This window comes from Bacillus sp. YKCMOAS1, from assembly GCF_030268125.1.
Lineage (GTDB): Bacteria > Bacillota > Bacilli > Bacillales > Bacillaceae > Bacillus > Bacillus safensis.
In genome coordinates this window covers 364,374-384,988 of record NZ_BSEI01000003.1, presented here as the reverse complement: position 1 = coordinate 384,988, position 20,615 = coordinate 364,374, and the positions used below count along the sequence as shown (strand labels likewise).

Annotated in this window: 19 protein-coding genes, 1 riboswitch and 1 other annotated feature; all 19 genes read left to right on the top strand. The window is 43.8% G+C overall.

From position 1 onward, the window contains the following. Window positions 1-7: 7 nt before the first annotated feature. The 19 genes from QSJ46_RS10995 (at window position 8) to QSJ46_RS10905 (ending at window position 20,578) form a co-directional block, all read left to right on the top strand. Window positions 8-784, top strand: a complete 777-nt coding sequence (locus QSJ46_RS10995) for a YlmH family RNA-binding protein (protein ID WP_285604713.1) — start codon at window positions 8-10, stop codon at window positions 782-784. A gap of 26 nt (window positions 785-810) precedes the next feature. Further along, window positions 811-1,305: a DivIVA domain-containing protein gene (locus tag QSJ46_RS10990; protein ID WP_008344947.1), complete on the top strand. Its 495-nt coding sequence runs from the start codon at window positions 811-813 to the stop codon at window positions 1,303-1,305. A 59-nt stretch (window positions 1,306-1,364) separates the two neighbouring features. Continuing rightward, window positions 1,365-1,601: a binding site (T-box leader), on the top strand. Window positions 1,602-1,660: 59 nt separating this feature from the next. Continuing rightward, window positions 1,661-4,426 carry an isoleucine--tRNA ligase gene (ileS, locus tag QSJ46_RS10985; protein WP_212039798.1) on the top strand — a complete coding sequence of 922 codons (2,766 nt, stop codon included), beginning with the start codon at window positions 1,661-1,663 and terminating at the stop codon, window positions 4,424-4,426. Window positions 4,427-4,587: 161 nt separating this feature from the next. Then, on the top strand, window positions 4,588-4,962 hold the full coding sequence (locus QSJ46_RS10980; protein ID WP_039178384.1) for a TraR/DksA family transcriptional regulator: 375 nt from the start codon (window positions 4,588-4,590) through the stop codon (window positions 4,960-4,962). Window positions 4,963-5,056: 94 nt separating this feature from the next. After that, a complete protein-coding gene (gene lspA / locus QSJ46_RS10975; RefSeq protein WP_024424236.1) occupies window positions 5,057-5,524 on the top strand; it encodes a signal peptidase II in 468 nt (155 codons plus the stop codon). After that, entirely contained in the window at window positions 5,521-6,435 is a 915-nt protein-coding gene (locus QSJ46_RS10970) for an RluA family pseudouridine synthase (RefSeq protein WP_039178386.1), read from the top strand. Before lspA ends, QSJ46_RS10970 begins: the two co-directional genes overlap by 4 nt. Window positions 6,436-6,605: 170 nt before the next feature. Beyond that, complete coding sequence (gene pyrR / locus QSJ46_RS10965; protein WP_024424234.1) at window positions 6,606-7,148, top strand: bifunctional pyr operon transcriptional regulator/uracil phosphoribosyltransferase PyrR; 543 nt, start codon at window positions 6,606-6,608, stop codon at window positions 7,146-7,148. A 155-nt stretch (window positions 7,149-7,303) separates the two neighbouring features. Further along, complete coding sequence (locus QSJ46_RS10960) at window positions 7,304-8,632, top strand: solute carrier family 23 protein (protein WP_039178389.1); 1,329 nt, start codon at window positions 7,304-7,306, stop codon at window positions 8,630-8,632. Between the two features lie 130 nt (window positions 8,633-8,762). Further along, the gene (locus QSJ46_RS10955) at window positions 8,763-9,686 is read left to right on the top strand and encodes an aspartate carbamoyltransferase catalytic subunit (RefSeq protein WP_047202122.1); all 924 of its coding nucleotides are present in this window, start codon (window positions 8,763-8,765) and stop codon (window positions 9,684-9,686) included. Further along, the gene (locus QSJ46_RS10950) at window positions 9,670-10,956 is read left to right on the top strand and encodes a dihydroorotase (RefSeq protein WP_285604712.1); all 1,287 of its coding nucleotides are present in this window, start codon (window positions 9,670-9,672) and stop codon (window positions 10,954-10,956) included. Before QSJ46_RS10955 ends, QSJ46_RS10950 begins: the two co-directional genes overlap by 17 nt. After that, window positions 10,953-12,047 (top strand): carbamoyl phosphate synthase small subunit, encoded by a 1,095-nt coding sequence (locus QSJ46_RS10945; protein ID WP_047202124.1) that lies wholly within the window; start codon window positions 10,953-10,955, stop codon window positions 12,045-12,047. The genes QSJ46_RS10950 and QSJ46_RS10945 overlap by 4 nt, the downstream gene beginning before the upstream one ends. After that, the gene (gene carB / locus QSJ46_RS10940) at window positions 12,032-15,247 is read left to right on the top strand and encodes a carbamoyl-phosphate synthase (glutamine-hydrolyzing) large subunit (RefSeq protein WP_099663239.1); all 3,216 of its coding nucleotides are present in this window, start codon (window positions 12,032-12,034) and stop codon (window positions 15,245-15,247) included. The genes QSJ46_RS10945 and carB overlap by 16 nt, the downstream gene beginning before the upstream one ends. Continuing rightward, the gene (locus QSJ46_RS10935) at window positions 15,244-16,020 is read left to right on the top strand and encodes a dihydroorotate dehydrogenase electron transfer subunit (RefSeq protein WP_047202126.1); all 777 of its coding nucleotides are present in this window, start codon (window positions 15,244-15,246) and stop codon (window positions 16,018-16,020) included. Before carB ends, QSJ46_RS10935 begins: the two co-directional genes overlap by 4 nt. Further along, entirely contained in the window at window positions 16,014-16,946 is a 933-nt protein-coding gene (locus tag QSJ46_RS10930; RefSeq protein WP_047202127.1) for a dihydroorotate dehydrogenase, read from the top strand. Before QSJ46_RS10935 ends, QSJ46_RS10930 begins: the two co-directional genes overlap by 7 nt. Continuing rightward, window positions 16,918-17,622 (top strand): orotidine-5'-phosphate decarboxylase, encoded by a 705-nt coding sequence (gene pyrF / locus QSJ46_RS10925; RefSeq protein WP_047202128.1) that lies wholly within the window; start codon window positions 16,918-16,920, stop codon window positions 17,620-17,622. The genes QSJ46_RS10930 and pyrF overlap by 29 nt, the downstream gene beginning before the upstream one ends. A 7-nt stretch (window positions 17,623-17,629) precedes the next feature. Beyond that, the gene (pyrE, locus tag QSJ46_RS10920; protein WP_039178408.1) at window positions 17,630-18,268 is read left to right on the top strand and encodes an orotate phosphoribosyltransferase; all 639 of its coding nucleotides are present in this window, start codon (window positions 17,630-17,632) and stop codon (window positions 18,266-18,268) included. A gap of 161 nt (window positions 18,269-18,429) precedes the next feature. Then, window positions 18,430-18,532: riboswitch (SAM riboswitch) on the top strand. 116 nt (window positions 18,533-18,648) lie between these two features. Further along, window positions 18,649-18,753, top strand: a complete 105-nt coding sequence (locus QSJ46_RS10915; RefSeq protein WP_369810469.1) for a DUF2292 domain-containing protein — start codon at window positions 18,649-18,651, stop codon at window positions 18,751-18,753. A 45-nt stretch (window positions 18,754-18,798) separates the two neighbouring features. Further along, window positions 18,799-19,500: a phosphoadenylyl-sulfate reductase gene (locus QSJ46_RS10910; protein ID WP_047202129.1), complete on the top strand. Its 702-nt coding sequence runs from the start codon at window positions 18,799-18,801 to the stop codon at window positions 19,498-19,500. Between the two features lie 13 nt (window positions 19,501-19,513). After that, a complete protein-coding gene (locus tag QSJ46_RS10905) occupies window positions 19,514-20,578 on the top strand; it encodes a sulfate permease (protein ID WP_047202130.1) in 1,065 nt (354 codons plus the stop codon). The last annotated feature ends 37 nt before the right edge of the window (window positions 20,579-20,615 follow it).

The window sequence follows — 20,615 nt, the reverse complement described above, 5'->3', positions numbered from 1 at the left end:
GAACAAAATGAGCGATATCTATCAGCATTTTAGAAAAGACGAACAGCCATTTGTCGACCAAGTGTTAGGCTGGAAAAAAATCGCACTCGACCAATATCGAATGAAATTAACAGACTTCCTTGATCCGCGTGAGCAATTTATTACCGAGTCCGTCATCCAGCATGCTGAAGAACTTGGGATCATGTTTTTTGGCGGGTATGAGGGAGCGGAGCGCAAAAGAGCTCTCATTTATCCTGATTATTTAGAACCTTCTATTGAAGATGTTGAGCTGTCATATTTTCAGGTGAACTATGCGAAAAAGTTTATTTCCTTAGAACACCCGAAACTTCTCGGCTCATTGATTGGGACAGGCTTGAAGCGTCAAAAATTCGGAGATCTATTATTTTCAGAGGAAGATGTGCAGTTTATTTGTACAAGTGATGTCGCCGATTTTGTGCGGGCGCAGCTGACACATGTCGGCAGAGCCTCCGTTTCATTAGAGGAAATCACGCAGGCAGAAATAAAGCCAGTGATGACGAAGACTGATATCAAAGAAGATACCATTTCTTCACTTCGGCTTGATGCTGTATGTGCTGCTGTCAGCCGTCAGTCTCGGCAAAAAGCACAGCTTTTAGTCAAAAATGGACTTGTCAAAGTCAATTGGAAAGTCACTGAGGACCCTTCCTTTACAATCGGTGAAGGCGATCAGCTCTCTGTTCGGGGATTTGGCCGATTTAGCCTAAAATCGATTGATGGGAAAACCAAAAAAGATAAATTCAAAGTAACATTTGAGCTTATGACATAACGAACTTGAATCTGGAGGTGGCGAGGTTGCCATTAACACCTAATGATATTCATAATAAAACGTTCACAAAAAGCTTTCGCGGCTATGACGAAGACGAAGTAAACGAGTTTTTAAGCCAAGTACGTAAAGACTACGAGATCGTACTCCGTAAAAAGAACGAGCTTGAAGACAAAGTAAACGAGCTTGACGAAAGACTAGGTCATTTTGCAACAATTGAAGAGACATTAAACAAATCCATTCTTGTAGCGCAGGAAGCAGCAGAAGACGTTAAGCGTCATTCTGATAAAGAAGCAAAATTGATTATTCGTGAAGCAGAGAAAAATGCAGACCGTATTATCAACGAAGCGCTGTCAAAATCAAGAAAGATTGCAATGGAAATCGAAGAACTGAAGAAACAATCGAAGGTCTTTAGAACTCGCTTCCAAATGCTCATCGAAGCGCAGCTTGATCTTCTGAAAAATGACGATTGGGATCATTTACTGGAATATGAAGTGGACGCTGTCTTTGACGAAAAAGAATAAGCGCATCATCTTGACATGACGTGCTCATGTTGCATATAATACCATCATAAATTAACAAGAGATAAACGTTTGAAAGGGACACTCGCAGCTGTCACATGCGTAATTAAGCGAATCAGGGATGGTGGAAGCCTGACATTACGAGACGCTGCAATGAGATCACCCCTTTAGTTCCTTTTCTGAAAAAAGCAGTAAGAAAAGGCGTCTGATCACGTTACGATTTTAGAGTGGATAAGCGGCTGTTTCATAGCGCTTGTCTAAAAGGGTGGTACCGCGAGACAAGCCTTCTCGTCCCTTATGGGATGAGAGGGCTTTTTTTATTGTTTTTTAATCAGAATTTGCATGTGGAGGAATGGGTATGAACTACAAAGACACCTTATTAATGCCGAAAACAGAATTCCCGATGAGAGGGAACTTGCCGAACAAAGAGCCTGAAATCCAAGAGGAGTGGGCAGAGAAAGACATCTATCAAATGGTTTTAGAGCGGACAAAAGGACGCCCAACGTTTATTTTGCATGATGGGCCTCCATATGCGAATGGTGACATTCATATGGGGCATGCACTCAATAAAATCCTAAAAGATTTTATCGTCCGTTTTAAATCAATGAACGGGTACCATGCTCCGTACGTACCGGGCTGGGATACACACGGGCTGCCAATTGAAACAGCTCTTACTAAAAATAAAAAAGTAAAACGCAAAGAAATGTCTACAGCAGAATTCCGCAAACTATGCGAGGAGTATGCTTGGAAGCAAATTGAAGGTCAGCGCAATCAGTTTAAGCGCTTAGGCGTCAGAGCAGACTGGGACAATCCATATGTCACATTAAAGCCTGAATACGAAGCGCAGCAAATTCTTGTCTTTGGTGAAATGGCGAAGAGAGGCTATATCTATAAAGGATTAAAGCCAGTTAACTGGTCTCCTTCAAGTGAATCAGCTCTTGCTGAAGCGGAAATTGAATATAAAGACAAACGTTCACCATCCATTTACGTTTCGTTTAAAGTAAAAGATGGCAAAGGCGTTCTTGAAAACGGCGAACAATTCATTATCTGGACAACAACACCTTGGACGCTTCCTGCAAACCTTGGCATTTGTGTTCATCCGAACTTAGAGTACAGTGTTCTTCAAGTCGGTGATGAGCGTTATGTCGTTGCATCTGAACTTGTTGAACAAGTAGTAAAAACACTCGGCTTTGAAGAGTATGAAGTGGTGAAAACGCTAAAAGGAAAAGAATTAGACAACATCGTTGCAGAGCATCCAATCTATGGTAGAGATTCTCTTGTGATGCTTGGCGATCACGTGACAACTGATGCAGGAACAGGCTGTGTTCACACTGCACCAGGCCACGGGGAAGATGACTTTATTGTCGGTATGAAATACGGTCTTGATGTGCTCTGTCCAGTAGATGAAAAAGGTGTGATGACAGATGAGGCACCTGGTTTTGAAGGACTATTCTACGAGGATGCCAATAAAGCCATCACAGAACAGCTTGAAGCAAAAGGCGCGCTGAAGAAGCTCGACTTTATCACGCACTCCTATCCGCATGACTGGAGAACGAAAAAACCAACGATTTATCGTGCGACAGCTCAGTGGTTTGCATCCATTAAAGATTTTAGAGAAGCGTTATTAGACAATATTAAAGAAACGAAATGGGTTCCAGCATGGGGTGAAACACGCCTGTTCAATATGGTGCGTGACAGAGGTGACTGGTGCATTTCAAGACAGCGTGTATGGGGCGTTCCAATTCCGGTGTTTTATGCAGAAAATGGTGAGCCGATCATCACAGACGAAACCATCCAGCATGTATCTCAATTATTTAGAGAGCATGGCTCGAATATTTGGTTTGAAAAAGAAGCGAAAGAGCTATTGCCAGAAGGCTTTACACATCCAGGCAGCCCGAATGGTGAATTCACTAAAGAGCAGGACATCATGGATGTATGGTTTGATTCCGGTTCTTCTCACCAAGCCGTTTTAGAAGAAAGAGATGACCTAGTCCGTCCGGCAGATCTTTACCTTGAAGGCTCTGACCAATATCGCGGCTGGTTTAACTCCTCTTTATCAACAGCAGTTGCTGTCACTGGAAAAGCACCGTATAAAGGTGTCCTAAGCCACGGCTTTACGCTTGATAAAGAAGGACGTAAGATGAGTAAATCATTAGGCAACACGATTGACCCAACGAAGGTTGCGAAGCAGCTCGGTGCAGAAATTCTTAGACTTTGGGTATCTTCTGTCAACTATCAAGCCGATCATCCAGTGTCTGATGATATTTTGAAACAAGTAGCAGAAGTCTATCGTAAAATCCGTAACACATTCCGCTTCCTGCATGGAAACCTATTTGACTTTGATCCAGCAGTAAATGCTGTGCCAGTAGAAGAGCTTCGCGAAGTGGACCAATACATCTTGATCAAATTAAACAAATTGATTGATAAAGTGAAAAAAGCTTATGATGATTACGAATTTGCGGTCGTCTATCATGCGATTCACAATTTCTGTACGATTGAGCTCAGCTCTTTCTATCTCGATTTTGCAAAGGATGTCGTCTACATTGAGCATGCGGATCACCCAGACCGCCGCAGCATGCAGACTGTCTTCTACGAAACATTAATGGCATTAGTGAAGCTGACTGCACCAATTCTTCCGCATACAGCAGATGAATTATGGAGCCACTTAAGCTTTGTTGAAGAGCCAAGTGTTCAGTTAACAGATATGCCAGAAGGTGTGGCAGTTCCTCAAGCTGAAGCGACAGAAGCGAAGTTTGACCGCTTTATGGAGGTACGTGACGATGTGCTGAAAGCGCTGGAGATTGCGCGTAATGAGAAAGTCATCGGACGTTCACTTGAAGCAAGTGTGACGCTTTATGCGACAGACGAAGTGAAAAACCTTCTTGCATCCATTAAAGAAGATGTGAAGCAGCTCTTTATCATCTCTGAATTAACGGTAGAGGATAAGCAGCATGCAGATACATCGGCGCCTGAATATACATCAGGAAGAATTGTGGTTCAAAAAGCAGAAGGAGAACTGTGCGAACGTTCCCGCATTATTTCAAAAGATGTTGGTGCAAATCCGAAATACCCAACATTGTCGCTGAAAAATGCTGAAATCGTGGAGAAATATTACCAAAATTAACAGTGCGATAATCACAAGCTGGCGCCCCGTCATATGCGGGGCGTTTTCTTTTTTGAGAAAATGACAGCGTTTAGAACGAAAGGAAAAATCTTATGGCTTTAAAGTAACCAGGCAGGGCAACAATATGATTATCACGACAGGGCAGGAGTTGAAATAGCGACATGAATGGCGATCTAGAGACGATTTACACGGAACTCCTTCAAATAAAAGAAGAGCTGCAATCTAAACTGTTTGAATACGCATCATTTCGTTCACCCGCTGAGCATGTCTCGTTGAATGACGTTAAAACGACCACACTTCTTTATCACATCAAAGAAGAGCTGCAAGATGTGTCTCTCGCTATTGCAAAGATCGAACAAGGGACCTATGGCATATGTGAGGCAACAGGTAATATGATTCCGCTTGAACAAATGAGCATTCTTCCTACCGCCCGCACGGCTGACGACTTTTTATATCATAAGCAATACGAGAAAAAAGCATTCACTCCTTATCCTTCCGAATCAAATGATTCTCATTTTGAAGCCTTCCACATGTAGGGAGGTTTTTGTCTGTCAACTAAAGTTTCTTTACTCCTTCCTGTTTTCTTGATAAAATGCTTAAAGATCAAAGTATGAAGATGGAGGAACGTGTGTGTTCTATTACATAATCGCATTCGTTATCATTTGTTTAGACCAATTAACAAAATGGCTCATTGTCAAAAATATGATGCTCGGAGATTCTGTTCCAGTTATTGATGGATTCTTTTATATCACGTCTCACCGAAATTCAGGAGCCGCATGGGGAATTCTCCAAGGGCAAATGTGGTTTTTCTATGTGATCACACTCGTTGTTATTGCGGGAATTGTTTATTACTTACAAAAACATGGACAAAAGGACAAGCTGCTTGGAGTAGCGCTGGCCTTAATGCTTGGCGGAGCGATCGGAAACTTTATCGACCGTATTTTCCGTCAGGAAGTGGTTGATTTTGCTCATTTCGTATTTGGGGATTATCACTACCCAATCTTTAATATTGCAGATTCTTCTCTCTGTGTAGGGGTTATTCTGCTCTTCATTCAAATGCTGTTAGATGGAAAGAAAAATAAGGAGTCAACTACATGAATCAAGTAAATATTGCCGTTTCAGAAGAACAAACGAGTGAACGGCTAGATAAATTTCTAAGCACAACAGAACCAGAATGGTCAAGAACCCAAGTCCAGCAATGGGTAAAAGATGGGCTGATCGAAGTAAACGGGAAACAAGTAAAGGCCAATTACAAAGTACAAGCTGGGGATCAAATCAAAGTGGAGATTCCAGATCCGGAAGCGTTAGATGTAGAAGCAGAACCAATGGATCTTGATATTTATTATGAGGATGCAGATGTGTTAGTCGTAAATAAACCACGAGGAATGGTCGTTCATCCAGCGCCAGGTCATGTGTCAGGTACACTTGTAAATGGCCTGATGGCACATTGTACGGATTTATCAGGGATTAACGGTGTGATGCGTCCAGGAATTGTCCACCGAATCGATAAAGATACGTCTGGGCTGTTAATGGTCGCAAAAAACGATATCGCACATGAGTCACTCGTCAATCAGCTGGTGGCTAAAACTGTCACAAGAAAGTATACGGCTGTTGTCCACGGTATTATCCAGCATGATACAGGCACAATTGATGCACCAATTGGCAGAGACAAAAAAGACCGCCAAAGCATGACGGTCACAAAAGAAAATGCAAAACAGGCTGTCACTCACTTTGATGTGATTGAACGCTTTAAAGACTTCACAGTTGTCGAGTGCCGTCTTGAAACAGGAAGAACACACCAAATTCGTGTTCATATGAAATATATCGGTTACCCTCTTGCAGGAGATCCGAAATATGGACCGAGAAAAACAGTCGATTTTAATGGACAGCTTCTGCATGCAGGTGTTTTAGGATTTGATCATCCTAGAACAGGAGAATATATCGAGTTCACAGCACCAATTCCAGCTGATATGCGGGGCTTTATCGATTCATTAAGAAATAACGATTGACAGGCCGTTCTTTTTCTGAAATAATAAACGAAGAAATTGAGATTCTTTAAAACAGTCCAGAGAGGCTGAGAAGGATAACGGATCAATTTGTGCACGAGTATGCACAAATGAACGTCCCTCTCTGCCCTTTGCAGAAGGGGCTTTTTATTTGTCAAAAAGAGGTGTAAAAGATGGAACAAAAAGCAGTCATTCTTGATGAACAAGCGATCAGACGAGCGCTTACCCGCATTGCACATGAAATGATTGAGCGCAACAAAGGGATGAAGGATGTCATCCTTGCTGGGATCAAGACAAGAGGCATACATCTTGCAAAGCGCCTTGCAGAGCGCATCGAGCAAATTGAAGGAAATCCAGTCACTGTGGGTGAACTTGATATTACGCTATACCGTGATGACCTGACAAAAAAGACAGACAACCAAGACCCGCTTGTAAAGGGTGCAGACATTCCAGCTGACATTAATGACAAAACACTCATTGTCGTTGACGATGTCCTGTTTACAGGCAGAACCGTCAGAGCAGCTATGGATGCCCTTGTGGATGTAGGAAGACCATCTTCCATTCAGCTGGCTGTGCTCGTCGACCGGGGACACCGGGAGCTGCCAATTCGAGCGGATTATATCGGGAAAAACATTCCGACGTCAAAAGCAGAGACCGTCATGGTTCAGCTCAATGAAGTAGATCAAAACGACCTTGTCGCTATATATGAAAAATAACCTTTTTAAATGCATTCCAGAGAGTTTGCAAAGAGGGCAATATCAGAGACACCGAGCACACGGCTAACATGACGTGTCTGGTTTTTCTAGGCCTCTTTGCGCATACTCGCAAAGAGGCTTTTTTAATGAAAAAGGACACATCTAGGAGGAAAATCATGAGTCAGCAAAAAGCCAATTTAGGCATTCGAGATATCCCAAAACCATTCACATGGCTATCACTTAGCCTGCAGCATTTGTTTGCGATGTTTGGTGCAACCATTCTTGTACCAAAAATCATTGATATGAGTCCAGCCGTCGCGCTCATCTCAAGCGGTGTGGGAACGATTGTTTACTTAATCATCACAAGAGGGCAAATTCCGGCGTATCTTGGATCGTCCTTTGCCTTCATCGCCCCCATACTGAATGTGAAAGCAACGGGCGGCCCCGGAGCCGCAATGGTTGGCGCCTTCATGGCGGGTGTCGCTTATGCGCTCATTGCCCTGTTCATTAAATGGCTCGGCACAGGCTGGCTGATGAAGCTTCTGCCGCCGGTCGTCGTAGGACCAGTCATTATGGTCATTGGACTTGGACTCGCTGGAACAGCAGTCAACATGGCGATGTATGTTGATCCGAATGCAACCGAGCTTGTTTACAGCCTCAAGCACTTAATGGTCGCTGGCTTCACACTGGCTGTCACGATTATCAGTATGATTTTCCTAAGAGGATTCCTTAGCTTAATCCCAGTATTAATCGGCATTATCAGCGGCTATCTCTTTGCCTTAACACAAGGCATTGTGAATTTCCAGCCGGTCATTGACGCAAAATGGTTTGCTGTCCCAGACTTCGTCGTGCCATTTGTCGACTATACACCTGCTGTGACTTTAAGCATTCTCACAGTGATGGTGCCGGTTGCCTTTGTCACAATGTCTGAGCATATCGGCCACCAAGTGGTGTTAAGTAAGGTCGTAGGACAAGATTTTATTAAAAAACCAGGTCTTCACCGCTCCATTTTAGGAGACAGTGCGGCGACCATCTTCGCTTCACTTATTGGCGGACCACCAACAACAACTTATGGAGAGAACATTGGCGTACTTGCCATCACAAGAGTGTTCAGTATCTTCGTCATCGGCGGAGCAGCAGTGTTTGCGATCTGCTTCGGTTTTGTAGGGAAAATTTCAGCATTAATCAGTACAGTGCCGTCCGCGGTGATGGGAGGCGTTTCGTTCCTGCTCTTTGGAATCATTGCCTCAAGCGGCCTGAGAATCCTGATTGATCATAAAGTGAATTTTGAAGAAAAGCGTAATCTCATTATCGCATCAGTCATCCTAGTCATCGGAATTGGCGGGGCATTCATTGAGGTGAAACAAATCAATCTCACCCTATCTGGAATGGCACTTGCTGCGATTACGGGTGTCCTGTTAAACCTGATCCTGCCGCATCAAAAAGCGGAAGATGACGAGTCAAATGAATCAAATACAGAAAACCTTTTAAAAGAAGTCCAGTGAGGCTGACAAGGGTTCTAAATGAAGCAGAATGCACGAAAGTGCCGCTGCTTCTTTTGGAGAACCCTAAGCTGCCGAGGCTTAGGGTTTTTTTGAACCTGAAAGTGATGAAAAACTAGAGGGGGAAGAAAAAATGAATGATTTATCGACAATGAGCAGCTTGTCTAAAGAAGAGATTTTACAGCTGATTGAAGAAGCAGCTGCACTCAAAAAGGGGAAACAAGAACATGGATTAGCCGGAGAATTTGTGGCAAACCTCTTCTTTGAACCAAGCACAAGAACACGTTTTAGCTTTGAAGTAGCCGAGAAGAAACTAGGGATGAATGTCCTGAGCTTAGATGCGGCAAGCACCTCCGTTCAAAAGGGCGAAACACTTTACGATACGGTAAAAACACTGGAATCAATCGGAGTAAAGGCATGTGTGATCAGAGACAGCACCGATGAATATTATAACGAGCTGATTGGGAAGGTTGGAATTCCCATCATCAATGCAGGAGATGGCTGCGGACAGCATCCAACCCAATCACTGCTTGACCTCATGACCATATTTGAAGAGTTTGGCGGCTTTGAAGGCTTAACGATTTCGATTCATGGAGATATCAAACATAGCAGGGTAGCAAGGTCAAATGCTGAGGTTCTCTCAAGACTGGGAGCGACAGTCCTCTTTTCAGGACCTGCTTCCTTCCAGGATGAACAAAACCCTCACGGAACGTACGTCCAAGTAGATGAAGCCATCGCACAATCTGATGTGGTGATGCTGCTCAGAATCCAGCATGAACGGCACGCTGAAAAAATGGGCAGTGATGATTACTTATCAACTTATGGATTAACAGTAGACAGAGCAAGCAAAATGAAAGAACGCGCGATTATTATGCATCCAGCACCAGTAAACAGAGGTGTTGAAATAGATGATTCATTAGTAGAGTCCAAGCAGTCAAGGATTTTCAAGCAAATGGAAAATGGTGTTTATATCCGAATGGCCGTATTAAAAAGAGCTTTTCAAAATAGCACACTACATCAAAAAGGGAGAGATTCTGTCTATGTCATATCTCATTAAAAACGGTTTTATCTTAACAAGCACAGGTGAAAGAGTGCAGCAGGATATTAGGGTAAAAGGAAAAGTGATTCAAGCGATGGGTCACCTAGAAAGAGAAGACGGAGAAGAGGTTATTGATGCAGCAGGGCTATTTGTGTCACCAGGCTTGATCGATCTGCATGTGCATTTAAGAGAGCCAGGCGGAGAGAAAAAGGAAACAATTGAAACAGGCTCTAAAGCAGCCGCAAGAGGTGGATATACGACCATTGCAGCGATGCCGAATACAAGACCGGTTCCAGATACAAAAGAGCAAATGGAATGGCTCATGAATCGAATCGAAGAAACCTCATCTGTTAGAGTACTGCCATACGCCTCCATCACAACGAGACAAATTGGGGAAGAGATGACGAATTTTGCAGCACTAAAAGAAGCAGGAGCCTTTGCTTTTACAGATGACGGTGTCGGTATCCAAACAGCAGGCATGATGTACGAAGCGATGAAACAGGCAGCAAGTCTTGATCAAGCGATTGTGGCGCACTGTGAAGATAACTCGCTCATTTACGGCGGGTGCGTTCATGAAGGAGAATTTTCAAAAGCAAATGGGTTAAACGGAATACCGTCAATCTGTGAATCGGTGCATATTGCAAGAGATGTTCTTTTAGCAGAAGCAGCGAACTGTCATTATCATGTATGTCATATCAGTACGAAAGAATCTGTGCGAGTCGTACGCGATGCAAAAAAAGCAGGCATCCGTGTGACGGCTGAGGTGTCACCGCATCACCTGCTGTTGTGTGATACGGACATTCCAGGTCTTGATACAAACTATAAAATGAACCCGCCGCTCAGAGGGAAAGAGGATCGCGAGGCATTGATCGAGGGACTGTTAGATGGAACGATTGATTTCATCGCAACAGACCATGCGCCGCATACAGAAGAAGAAAAGAACGAAACCATGCAGCGTGCCCCGTTTGGAATTGTGGGACTTGAAACAGCGTTCCCGCTTATGTATACACGATTTGTCAAAACAGGCGAATGGACATTAAAAGAACTCGTTGATTATATGACAATCAAACCAGCAGAAGCCTTTTCCCTTCCATACGGAAAGCTTGAAGAAGGACACATAGCTGATATTACACTCATTGATTTAAACAAAGAAATGGCAATCGATAAAACAAGCTTCTTATCAAAAGGACAAAATACACCGTTTGACAAATTGACTGTATCAGGATGGCCAGTCATGACACTTGCATCTGGGAAAGTCGTTTATGAAGAGGGGAGACTAGTAAAATGAAGAGACGCTTAGTGCTAGAAAACGGAACAGTATTCGAAGGAACAGGCTTTGGCAGCTTAGAACCATCAGTCGGAGAAGTCGTCTTTAATACAGGGATGACGGGCTATCAAGAAATTTTATCTGATCCATCATACTGCGGACAAATTGTCACACTCACTTACCCGCTTATCGGCAACTACGGCATTAACCGTGACGATTTTGAATCGATCACACCGTTTGTGAAAGGGCTGATTGTGAAAGAGCTTTGTGAAAAGCCCTCAAACTGGCGCTCTTCATACTCACTCGATGAATATTTAAAAATGAAAAACATTCCGGGGCTGAGCGGAATCGATACACGGAAGCTGACTAGAATGATTCGAAGTGCAGGGACTTTAAGAGGGGCGTTTGCAGGACCTGATGAACAAGTGGAAGACGTTGTCCGCCGCCTTCAAACATTGCAGCTGCCAACTGATCAGGTGAGTCAAGTATCTGTGAAAAATGCGTACCCAAGCCCAGGCAGAGGAAAAAGAATTGTCCTTGTCGATTTCGGCATGAAGCACGGCATTTTGCGCGAGCTCAATAAACGTGATTGCGACGTTATTGTGGTGCCATACAACATCACTGCAGATGAAGTGCTGCAGCTAAAGCCTGATGGCATCATGCTTTCAAACGGACCTGGAGATCCTGTGGATGTACCAGAAGCCGTTGAGATGATTCAGCAATTGATTGGAAAGGTGCCGCTCTTTGGTATTTGCCTCGGACATCAGTTATTTGCTCTAGCGTGCGGTGCAAGCACAGAAAAAATGAAATTTGGTCACAGAGGGTCGAACCATCCGGTGAAAGAACTAGCAACTGGCAAGGTGACACTCACGTCTCAAAACCATGGCTACACGGTTAGCAAGATTAACGAAGACGTGCTCGAAGTCACACATATTGCCTTAAACGACAATACGATTGAAGGATTAAAACATAAAGAAGCACCAGCGTTCACTGTTCAGTACCACCCAGAAGCATCACCGGGTCCAGAAGATGCAAACTACTTATTTGACCAGTTCATGGAAATGATTCATACGACTGAGAAAGAAGGGGAAGAAGTATGCCAAAACGCGTAGACATCAAAAAGATTTTAGTAATCGGATCAGGTCCTATCATCATCGGTCAGGCAGCGGAGTTTGACTATGCAGGCACACAGGCTTGCTTAGCACTAAAAGAAGAGGGCTATGAAGTCGTTCTTGTGAACTCTAACCCTGCGACCATCATGACAGATACAGAAATGGCTGATAAGGTATACATCGAACCACTGACACCAGAATTTTTAACACGAATCATTCGAAAAGAACGCCCTGATGCGATCTTGCCAACACTTGGCGGGCAAACTGGATTAAACCTTGCTGTTGAATTGTCAGACCTTGGTGTATTAGCTGAATGCGGCGTTGAAGTACTCGGTACAAAGCTGTCAGCCATCCAAAAAGCAGAGGATAGAGATTTATTCCGTAATTTGATGAATGAACTAAATGAGCCTGTACCAGAAAGTGAAATCATTCATAACCTGGAAGAAGCAATGGCGTTTACGGATCAAATCGGTTTCCCTGTCATCGTCAGACCAGCCTATACATTAGGTGGAACGGGCGGCGGAATTTGTACAAACGAGCAAGAACTGAAGGAAATCGTTGAAAACGGCCTGAAGCTAAGCCCAGTTACACAATGCTTACTTGAAAAAAGCATTGCAGGCTTTAAAGAAATTGAATATGAAGTCATGCGGGACAGCGGTGACCATGCAATCGTTGTTTGTAACATGGAAAACTTTGACCCTGTCGGTATCCATACAGGTGACAGTATTGTTGTAGCACCAAGCCAAACGTTAAGTGATCGTGAATATCAGCTGCTTCGTAATGTGTCGCTTAAGCTGATCCGCGCACTTGGCATTGAAGGCGGCTGTAACGTTCAGCTGGCACTTGATCCAAACAGCTTTCAATACTATATCATCGAAGTAAACCCGCGTGTGAGCCGTTCCTCTGCGCTTGCGTCAAAAGCGACAGGCTATCCAATTGCCAAATTGGCAGCGAAAATTGCAGTCGGCTTAACGCTTGATGAAATGATGAACCCAGTCACAGGTAAAACCTATGCAGCCTTCGAGCCTGCACTTGACTATATCGTTTCAAAAATACCGCGCTGGCCGTTCGATAAATTTGAATCTGCCAACAGACGTCTTGGTACGCAAATGAAGGCAACTGGTGAAGTCATGGCGATCGGCCGCACATTAGAAGAGTCTCTTCTAAAGGCTGTACGTTCACTTGAAGCCGATGTGCATCACATTGAATTAAAAGATGAAGCAGACATCACAAATGAAGTGCTTGAAAAACGGATTATCAAAGCGGGAGACGAACGATTATTTTATATCGCTGAGGCGCTTAGAAGAGGCTATACAGTCGAACAAATACACGAATTCTCAAAAATTGATTACTTCTTCCTTCATAAACTGGAAGGCATCATCGCCTTTGAGAAGACATTAAAAGAAAACAAAGGCAATACAGACGTATTAAAAGAAGCGAAAGAAAAAGGCTTCTCAGATATCTACATTAGCCGCGAGTGGAATATGAACGAAGCGGATGTCTACAAGCTAAGACAAGAAGCAGGCATTGTACCTGTATACAAGATGGTGGATACATGTGCGGCAGAATTTGAATCAGAGACACCTTATTTCTACAGCACGTATGAAGATGAAAATGAATCAGAACGTACAGACAAGAAAAGCGTTATCGTATTAGGTTCAGGTCCTATCCGAATTGGACAAGGGGTAGAATTTGATTATGCGACCGTTCACTCTGTGTGGGCAATTAAACAAGCAGGCTATGAAGCGATCATTATTAACAACAACCCTGAAACGGTCTCAACAGACTTTAGTATTTCAGATAAGCTCTACTTTGAACCACTCACTGTAGAAGACGTGATGCATATCATCGACCTTGAACAGCCTGAAGGAGTTGTCGTTCAGTTCGGCGGGCAAACAGCGATCAACTTAGCAGATGAATTATCAAATAGAGGGGTTAAAATTCTTGGAACTTCTCTAGAAGACCTAGACCGCGCAGAAAACCGTGACAAGTTTGAACAAACGTTAGAAACACTTGGCGTGCCCCAGCCTAAAGGGAAAACAGCAACGTCTGTGCTTGAAGCAGTAGCGATTGCCAATCAAATTGGCTACCCAGTCCTTGTCCGCCCTTCCTATGTATTAGGCGGCCGCGCGATGGAAATTGTGTATCAAGAAGCCGAGCTTCTTCACTACATGGAGAATGCGGTGAAGGTCAATCCGCAGCATCCAGTGTTAATTGACAAGTATTTGACAGGAAAAGAAATTGAAGTAGATGCCGTGTCTGATGGCGAAACTGTCGTGATCCCAGGCATTATGGAACACATTGAAAGAGCCGGAGTTCACTCTGGTGACTCGATTGCAGTCTATCCGCCACAAACATTGTCTGAGGACATCAAAGCGAAGATCGCAGAATACACGATCAAGCTTGCAAAAGGACTCAACATTATTGGACTTTTAAACATCCAATTTGTCCTATCAAAAGGCGAAGTGTATGTGCTTGAAGTGAACCCGCGATCAAGCCGGACGGTTCCTTTCTTAAGTAAAATCACAGGCATCCCGATGGCCAACCTTGCGACAAAAGTCATCTTAGGAGACAAGCTCAAAAATTATGGCTACGAAGAAGGGCTTCACACAGAGCAAGAAGGAGTGTACGTTAAAGTCCCAGTCTTCTCTTTTGCTAAATTAAGAAGAGTCGATATTACACTCGGACCTGAAATGAAATCAACAGGTGAAGTCATGGGGAAAGATGTCACGATCGAAAAAGCCCTATATAAAGGATTGATTGCCTCAGGTATTCAAATTCCTAATGACGGAACAGTACTTCTGACAGTGGCTGATAAGGATAAAGAAGAAGGACTTGAGATCGCAAGAAGATTCCATTCAATCGGCTATCATATTTTAGCGACAGAAGGAACGGCGAATTATTTAAAACAAGCCTCCATTCCATCAAGTGTGGTCGGCAAAATCGGAGAGGAAGGCAAAAACCTTCTCGATGTCATTCGAAACGGGGAAGCGCAATTTGTCATCAATACCTTAACAAAAGGAAAACAGCCGGCAAGAGACGGCTTTAGAATTAGACGTGAATCTGTTGAAAACGGAGTGGCCTGCTTAACGTCCTTAGATACTGCAGAAGCCATTTTAAGAGTGCTTGAGAGCATGACATTTAGAGCGGATGAAATGCCAGAAGTGAAAACGAATGCTGAGGTGACAGTAACGATATGAAAAAAGCATACTTGACGGTCGTCTCGAACCGAGAGATCGCTGATCATATTTACGAAATGACATTAAAAGGTGACCTTGTGGACTCCTTTCAAACGGCTGGACAATTTCTTCATCTAAAGGTCAGTGAATCCATGACACCGCTGCTGAGAAGACCGATCAGTATTGCCAACATTCATGCCGAGCAAAAAGAAGCAACCATCATTTACCGCGCAGAGGGAGAGGGCACAAAGCTCCTCTCCCAAAAGCGGGAGGGAGAATCAGTCGATGTATTAGGGCCGCTTGGAAACGGGTATGATCCTTCAGTCGTCCAGCCCGGAGAGACGGCATTACTAGTCGGCGGCGGGATTGGCGTACCGCCTCTATATGAACTGTCCAAGCGTTTAACGAAAAAAGGCGTCATCGTGAAGCATGTCCTCGGCTTTCAATCGAAAAAGGATGTATTTTACGAGGAGAAATTTCAAGCACTCGGTGATACGTTTATTGCAACGGTTGATGGCACATACGGTGCTAAAGGTTTTGTAACAGATGTGATAAAAGAGCAAAACCTGGGCTTTGATGTGCTGCTTTCCTGCGGTCCAACACCTATGCTCAAAGCACTGAAAGACACGTATCCTGATAAGCCCGTCTACATTTCGATGGAAGAACGAATGGGCTGCGGGATTGGTGCGTGCTTTGCATGTGTCTGTCATACAGATCAGCTCGACAAACCTTACGTCAAAGTCTGTCTTGATGGACCTGTTTTTAAAGCAGAGGAGGTGGCATTGTCATGCTAAACGTTGAGTTACCCGGATTATCTTTAAAGAATCCAATCATCCCTGCATCAGGCTGCTTCGGGTTCGGGAGAGAATTTGCATCCTTATATGACCTATCATTGCTAGGCGGTATCATGATCAAAGCCACAACCCTTGAACCGAGATTTGGCAATCCCACGCCAAGGGTAGCCGAGACAGGAGCTGGTATGCTTAATGCAATCGGCCTTCAAAATCCGGGTCTAAAAGGCGTGCTTGAAAATGAGCTGCCTTGGCTTGAACAATTTGATACACCTATTATTGCGAATGTTGCTGGCTCACAGGTTGATGATTATGTGGAAGTAGCCAAGCAAATCAGCCAAGCAAAAAATGTTCATGCCCTTGAACTGAATATTTCTTGCCCAAATGTGAAAACAGGCGGGATTGCCTTCGGTACAGATCCAAATATGGCGGCGTCATTGACAAAAGCTGTCAAGGAAGTCTCTTCTGTACCTGTCTATGTCAAGCTGTCACCTAACGTAGCCAATATTGTGGAGATTGCTCAAGCGATTGAAGCTGCTGGAGCGGATGGACTCACCATGATTAACACATTAATCGGTATGCGTTTAGATTTAAAAACTGGGAAACCCATCCTTGCCAATAAAACAGGTGGATTATCAGGACCAGCTGTCAAACCGGTCGCTGTGCGCATGGTACACGAGGTGAGTCAAGCGGTTTCTATTCCGATTATCGGGATGGGCGGAGTGCAAAGTGCTGAAGATGTACTTGAATTTTTACTAGCAGGTGCAAGTGCAGTAGCTGTCGGCACAGCCAATTTTGTGAATCCATTTATTTGCCCAGAAATTATTGAAGAGCTGCCAAATGTGTTAGCAGCATATGGTTATTCATCTGTAGAGGAATGCATCGGAAGGAGCTGGAAACATGAAGCACTTGCCCATCATCGCGCTTGATTTTCCATCAGGACAGGAGGCCCACGCCTTTTTAGATCGTTTTGAAGGCACTCCATTATTCGTAAAGGTTGGCATGGAGCTGTTTTACCAAGAAGGACCTGCCATCCTTGATGCGCTGAAAGAAAAAAATTGCCGCATTTTTCTTGATCTAAAATTACATGACATTCCAACTACTGTGCAAAAAGCGATGAACCGGCTTGCTGCACTTGGTGTTGATTTGGTCAATGTGCATGCTGCTGGCGGGAAACGAATGATGCAGGCTGCGTTAGAGGGACTTGAAAGCGGGACTCCTGCTGGACAAAGCCGCCCGGGCATTATTGCAGTGACCCAGCTGACTAGTACGTCAGAAGACATGATGAGAAACGAATTACTCATTGACCATCCGTTGCAAGAGACTGTTATCCGGTACGGACAATTAGCATATGAAAGTGGGCTAGACGGGGTTGTTTGCTCTGTTCATGAATCTAAAGCACTTCATGAACATATTTCACCATCCTTTCTCACTGTAACGCCAGGAATTCGCTTACCGAATGATCAAACCGATGACCAACAGCGCGTGGCGACACCGGCCTATGCAAAAGAGCAAGGTGTTTCACAAATCGTTGTCGGAAGATCAATCACAAAAGCTGATAAACCAATAGAAGCCTATCATCAAATTTTGAAAGAGTGGGAGTGACTGCCAGATGAAATCAAAAATCGCGAAACATCTATTACAAATCAAAGCGGTCTCATTAAAACCAGACGAACCGTTTACATGGGCGAGCGGTATAAAATCACCGATCTATTGTGATAACCGCCTGACATTGTCATATCCAGAAGTGAGACACGACATTGCTGAAGGTCTAAAAGATTTAATTCTCACTCATTTCAAGGGAGCAGAGGTTGTCGCGGGTACTGCAACAGCAGGCATTCCTCATGCGGCATTAGCAGCAGACCGCTTGAACATCCCGATGTGTTATGTCAGAAGTAAGCCGAAAGCACATGGAAAAGGAAATCAAATTGAAGGGGCCGTATCAAAAGGCCAAAAGGTTGTCGTCGTAGAAGACCTTATTTCCACAGGAGGCAGTGTGCTTGAAGTGGTCGCTGCTCTTCAAGATGAGGGCTGCGAGGTACTAGGAGTTGCCGCGATCTTCACATACGGACTGCCAAAAGCAGCGGCAGCCTTTCAAGAAAAAAATATTCCATATGTCACCCTAACAGACTATGACACATTGACAGACGTGGCACTTGAACTGAAAGCGATTGAGCCTGCTGCGATGAACAAACTAAAACGCTGGAGACAAGATCCTTCCTCAGAATCTTGGATGGAAGAAACGGTCTGAAAAGTTAAAGCCCATCGTTAACAAAAACTGTGCCTGCCCGCACAGTTTTTTATTTAGGTAAAAATAGTAAAATAGACTCAAATTTTAATAAAAACTAATCCTATCAATAAAGTCGGGTTGACTTTTGTTTGAATTGTGTTAATATTTAAGACAAATTGAAACTCTTATCCAGAGAGGTGGAGGGACTGGCCCGATGAAACCCGGCAACCTGCGATTCGCAAGGTGCTACTTCCTGCAAAATGATTCTATTTTGAAAGATAAGGAAATCGTGAGCTTCCTCATCTTTCTTTCGGACTGAAAGAAAGTTTTTTTATTTTAACGGTGAGGAGGAAGAGGAGATGGAAGTGAAACAAAATCAGGATGAGGACTTAGTAAAGCATATGCAAGAACTGATTGGGGATATGAAATTCGGTTCAATTACGTTAATTGTTCAGGACGGTCAAGTGATTCAAGTGGAAAAAAACGAAAAAATTAGATTGAAGTAGTGCGGAAAAAAGCAATATGAGCTGTACTCCGGAAGGGGAGAAATCATGTTAACTTATGAAAATTGGCAAGAGCCGTCCATTACATTTCAAGAAGATGATTTGTATAAAGGTGCCCTGTCTGTACTGAAATGGGCGTACGGTCATTATGGTGACCAGCTCGTATATGCGTGCAGCTTTGGGATTGAGGGCATCGTTCTGATTGATCTGATTGCAAAAGTAAAAAAAGATGCGAAAATTGTCTTTTTAGATACAGGTCTGCATTTTAAAGAAACATACGACACAATTGATGCGGTAAAGGAAAGATACCCGGGTTTAGACATTGAACTGAAAACGCCTGAGCTGACGGTTGAACAGCAAAATGAGCAGCACGGTGAACAATTATGGAAAACAAATCCTCAAAGCTGCTGCCATATGCGTAAGGTCATTCCTTTGCAAGAAGCCCTATCTGGTTATCCAGCATGGCTTTCCGGTTTAAGAAGAGAGCAGTCACCAAAACGAGCAGGGACGAATTTCTTAAATAAGGATGAAAAATTCAAATCAGTGAAAGTATGTCCGCTTATCCATTGGACGTGGAAGGACATATGGAGATATGCATCAAGAGAGGAACTTACTTATAATCCGCTGCATGACCAGGGATATCCAAGTATCGGCTGTGCACCGTGTACACAACCAGCATTTACTGCAGATGATCTGCGTTCTGGCAGATGGTCAGGCACAGCAAAGACAGAGTGCGGATTACATGAGTAAGGGAGCATAATGTATGGAAATCGCCGCAATTTTATTTAGTCTATTCTTTGCTTTAAACATAGGCGCAAGCGGAGCAGCTGCTTCTATGGGCATTGCGTACGGGTCAGGTGCGATTCAAAAGCCCATTTATGCGCTCAGCGTTTGTGCAGTTGGGATTTTAGCAGGTTCAGTGATTGGCGGCGGTGAGGTCGTCAAAACGATCAGCTCTGGTATTATGCCAGAATCAGTCATTACACTTGAAATCGTTTGTATTATCATTGGTTCTGCTGCGCTATCACTTTTCATAGCGAATCTGATGGCGATTCCTTTATCAACAAGTGAGGTCACAGTAGGGGCTGTGGTTGGTGTGGCAGTCGCGTATAAAGTATTGTTTGTGAAATCCATTTTAGTGATTGTGGCATTTTGGGTGATCATCCCGATTTTCGCCTTTCTTTTTACCTTTGCTGTCGTCAAAATCATCAGAATGTTCCCTAAACGGAAGCTGTCTAAAAAAGGCACAGCTATTTTATCTGTCGTATTAATCCTCAGCGGATTTCTAGAGGCGTTTTCAGCTGGTATGAACAATGTCGCAAATGCGGTCGGCCCGCTTGTCGCGTCAGGCGTTTTGTCAGTCGGGCAAGGAACTCTTTACGGCGGGATCTTTGTTGCACTTGGTGCGCTTTTGCTTGGGAGAAGGGTACTAGAAACAAACGGAAAGAAAATTACCCGCTATCAAACGGGTGAAGGGATTTTACTTTCGAGTACCGGTGCCGGGCTTGTCATCGTCAGCTCTATTTTTGGGCTGCCTGTTCCGCTTACGCAAATCACCTCCTCGTCTATTATCGGGCTTGGAATGGCAAAAGGCGGGCCAAACATTTTTCACAAACATGTTGTGAAAAAAATGCTGAAAGTGTGGGTGGTGTCACCCTTCTTATCACTCAGCCTATCGTATTTGCTGGTGAGCCTTTTCTTAAAAGGAGACTATTACTCTATCTTTATCATGATGAGTGTACTGCTTGCCTCACTTGGTGCGCTGAGTCTGATGAAGGCAGTCAAAAATGAGAGCAGCTCTATTCATGAACAGGGCGGCGGGATTTAATCACAAATCCGACTATTAACATCTAATAAATATGAAC

Bases quoted from the DNA above. Each gene is read 5' to 3' on its own strand.
- pyrF (WP_047202128.1), top strand. From the start codon at position 16,918: ATGAAGCACTTGCCCATCATCGCGCTTGATTTTCCATCAGGACAGGAG.
- ileS (WP_212039798.1), top strand. From the start codon at position 1,661: ATGAACTACAAAGACACCTTATTAATGCCGAAAACAGAATTCCCGATG.
- pyrE (WP_039178408.1), top strand. From the start codon at position 17,630: ATGAAATCAAAAATCGCGAAACATCTATTACAAATCAAAGCGGTCTCA.
- carB (WP_099663239.1), top strand. From the start codon at position 12,032: ATGCCAAAACGCGTAGACATCAAAAAGATTTTAGTAATCGGATCAGGT.
- QSJ46_RS10980 (WP_039178384.1), top strand. From the start codon at position 4,588: ATGAATGGCGATCTAGAGACGATTTACACGGAACTCCTTCAAATAAAA.
- QSJ46_RS10945 (WP_047202124.1), top strand. From the start codon at position 10,953: ATGAAGAGACGCTTAGTGCTAGAAAACGGAACAGTATTCGAAGGAACA.
- QSJ46_RS10905 (WP_047202130.1), top strand. From the start codon at position 19,514: ATGGAAATCGCCGCAATTTTATTTAGTCTATTCTTTGCTTTAAACATA.
- QSJ46_RS10950 (WP_285604712.1), top strand. From the start codon at position 9,670: ATGTCATATCTCATTAAAAACGGTTTTATCTTAACAAGCACAGGTGAA.
- QSJ46_RS10915 (WP_369810469.1), top strand. From the start codon at position 18,649: ATGCAAGAACTGATTGGGGATATGAAATTCGGTTCAATTACGTTAATT.
- QSJ46_RS10910 (WP_047202129.1), top strand. From the start codon at position 18,799: ATGTTAACTTATGAAAATTGGCAAGAGCCGTCCATTACATTTCAAGAA.
- QSJ46_RS10995 (WP_285604713.1), top strand. From the start codon at position 8: ATGAGCGATATCTATCAGCATTTTAGAAAAGACGAACAGCCATTTGTC.
- QSJ46_RS10930 (WP_047202127.1), top strand. From the start codon at position 16,014: ATGCTAAACGTTGAGTTACCCGGATTATCTTTAAAGAATCCAATCATC.
- QSJ46_RS10955 (WP_047202122.1), top strand. From the start codon at position 8,763: ATGAATGATTTATCGACAATGAGCAGCTTGTCTAAAGAAGAGATTTTA.
- pyrR (WP_024424234.1), top strand. From the start codon at position 6,606: ATGGAACAAAAAGCAGTCATTCTTGATGAACAAGCGATCAGACGAGCG.
- QSJ46_RS10970 (WP_039178386.1), top strand. From the start codon at position 5,521: ATGAATCAAGTAAATATTGCCGTTTCAGAAGAACAAACGAGTGAACGG.
- QSJ46_RS10935 (WP_047202126.1), top strand. From the start codon at position 15,244: ATGAAAAAAGCATACTTGACGGTCGTCTCGAACCGAGAGATCGCTGAT.
- QSJ46_RS10960 (WP_039178389.1), top strand. From the start codon at position 7,304: ATGAGTCAGCAAAAAGCCAATTTAGGCATTCGAGATATCCCAAAACCA.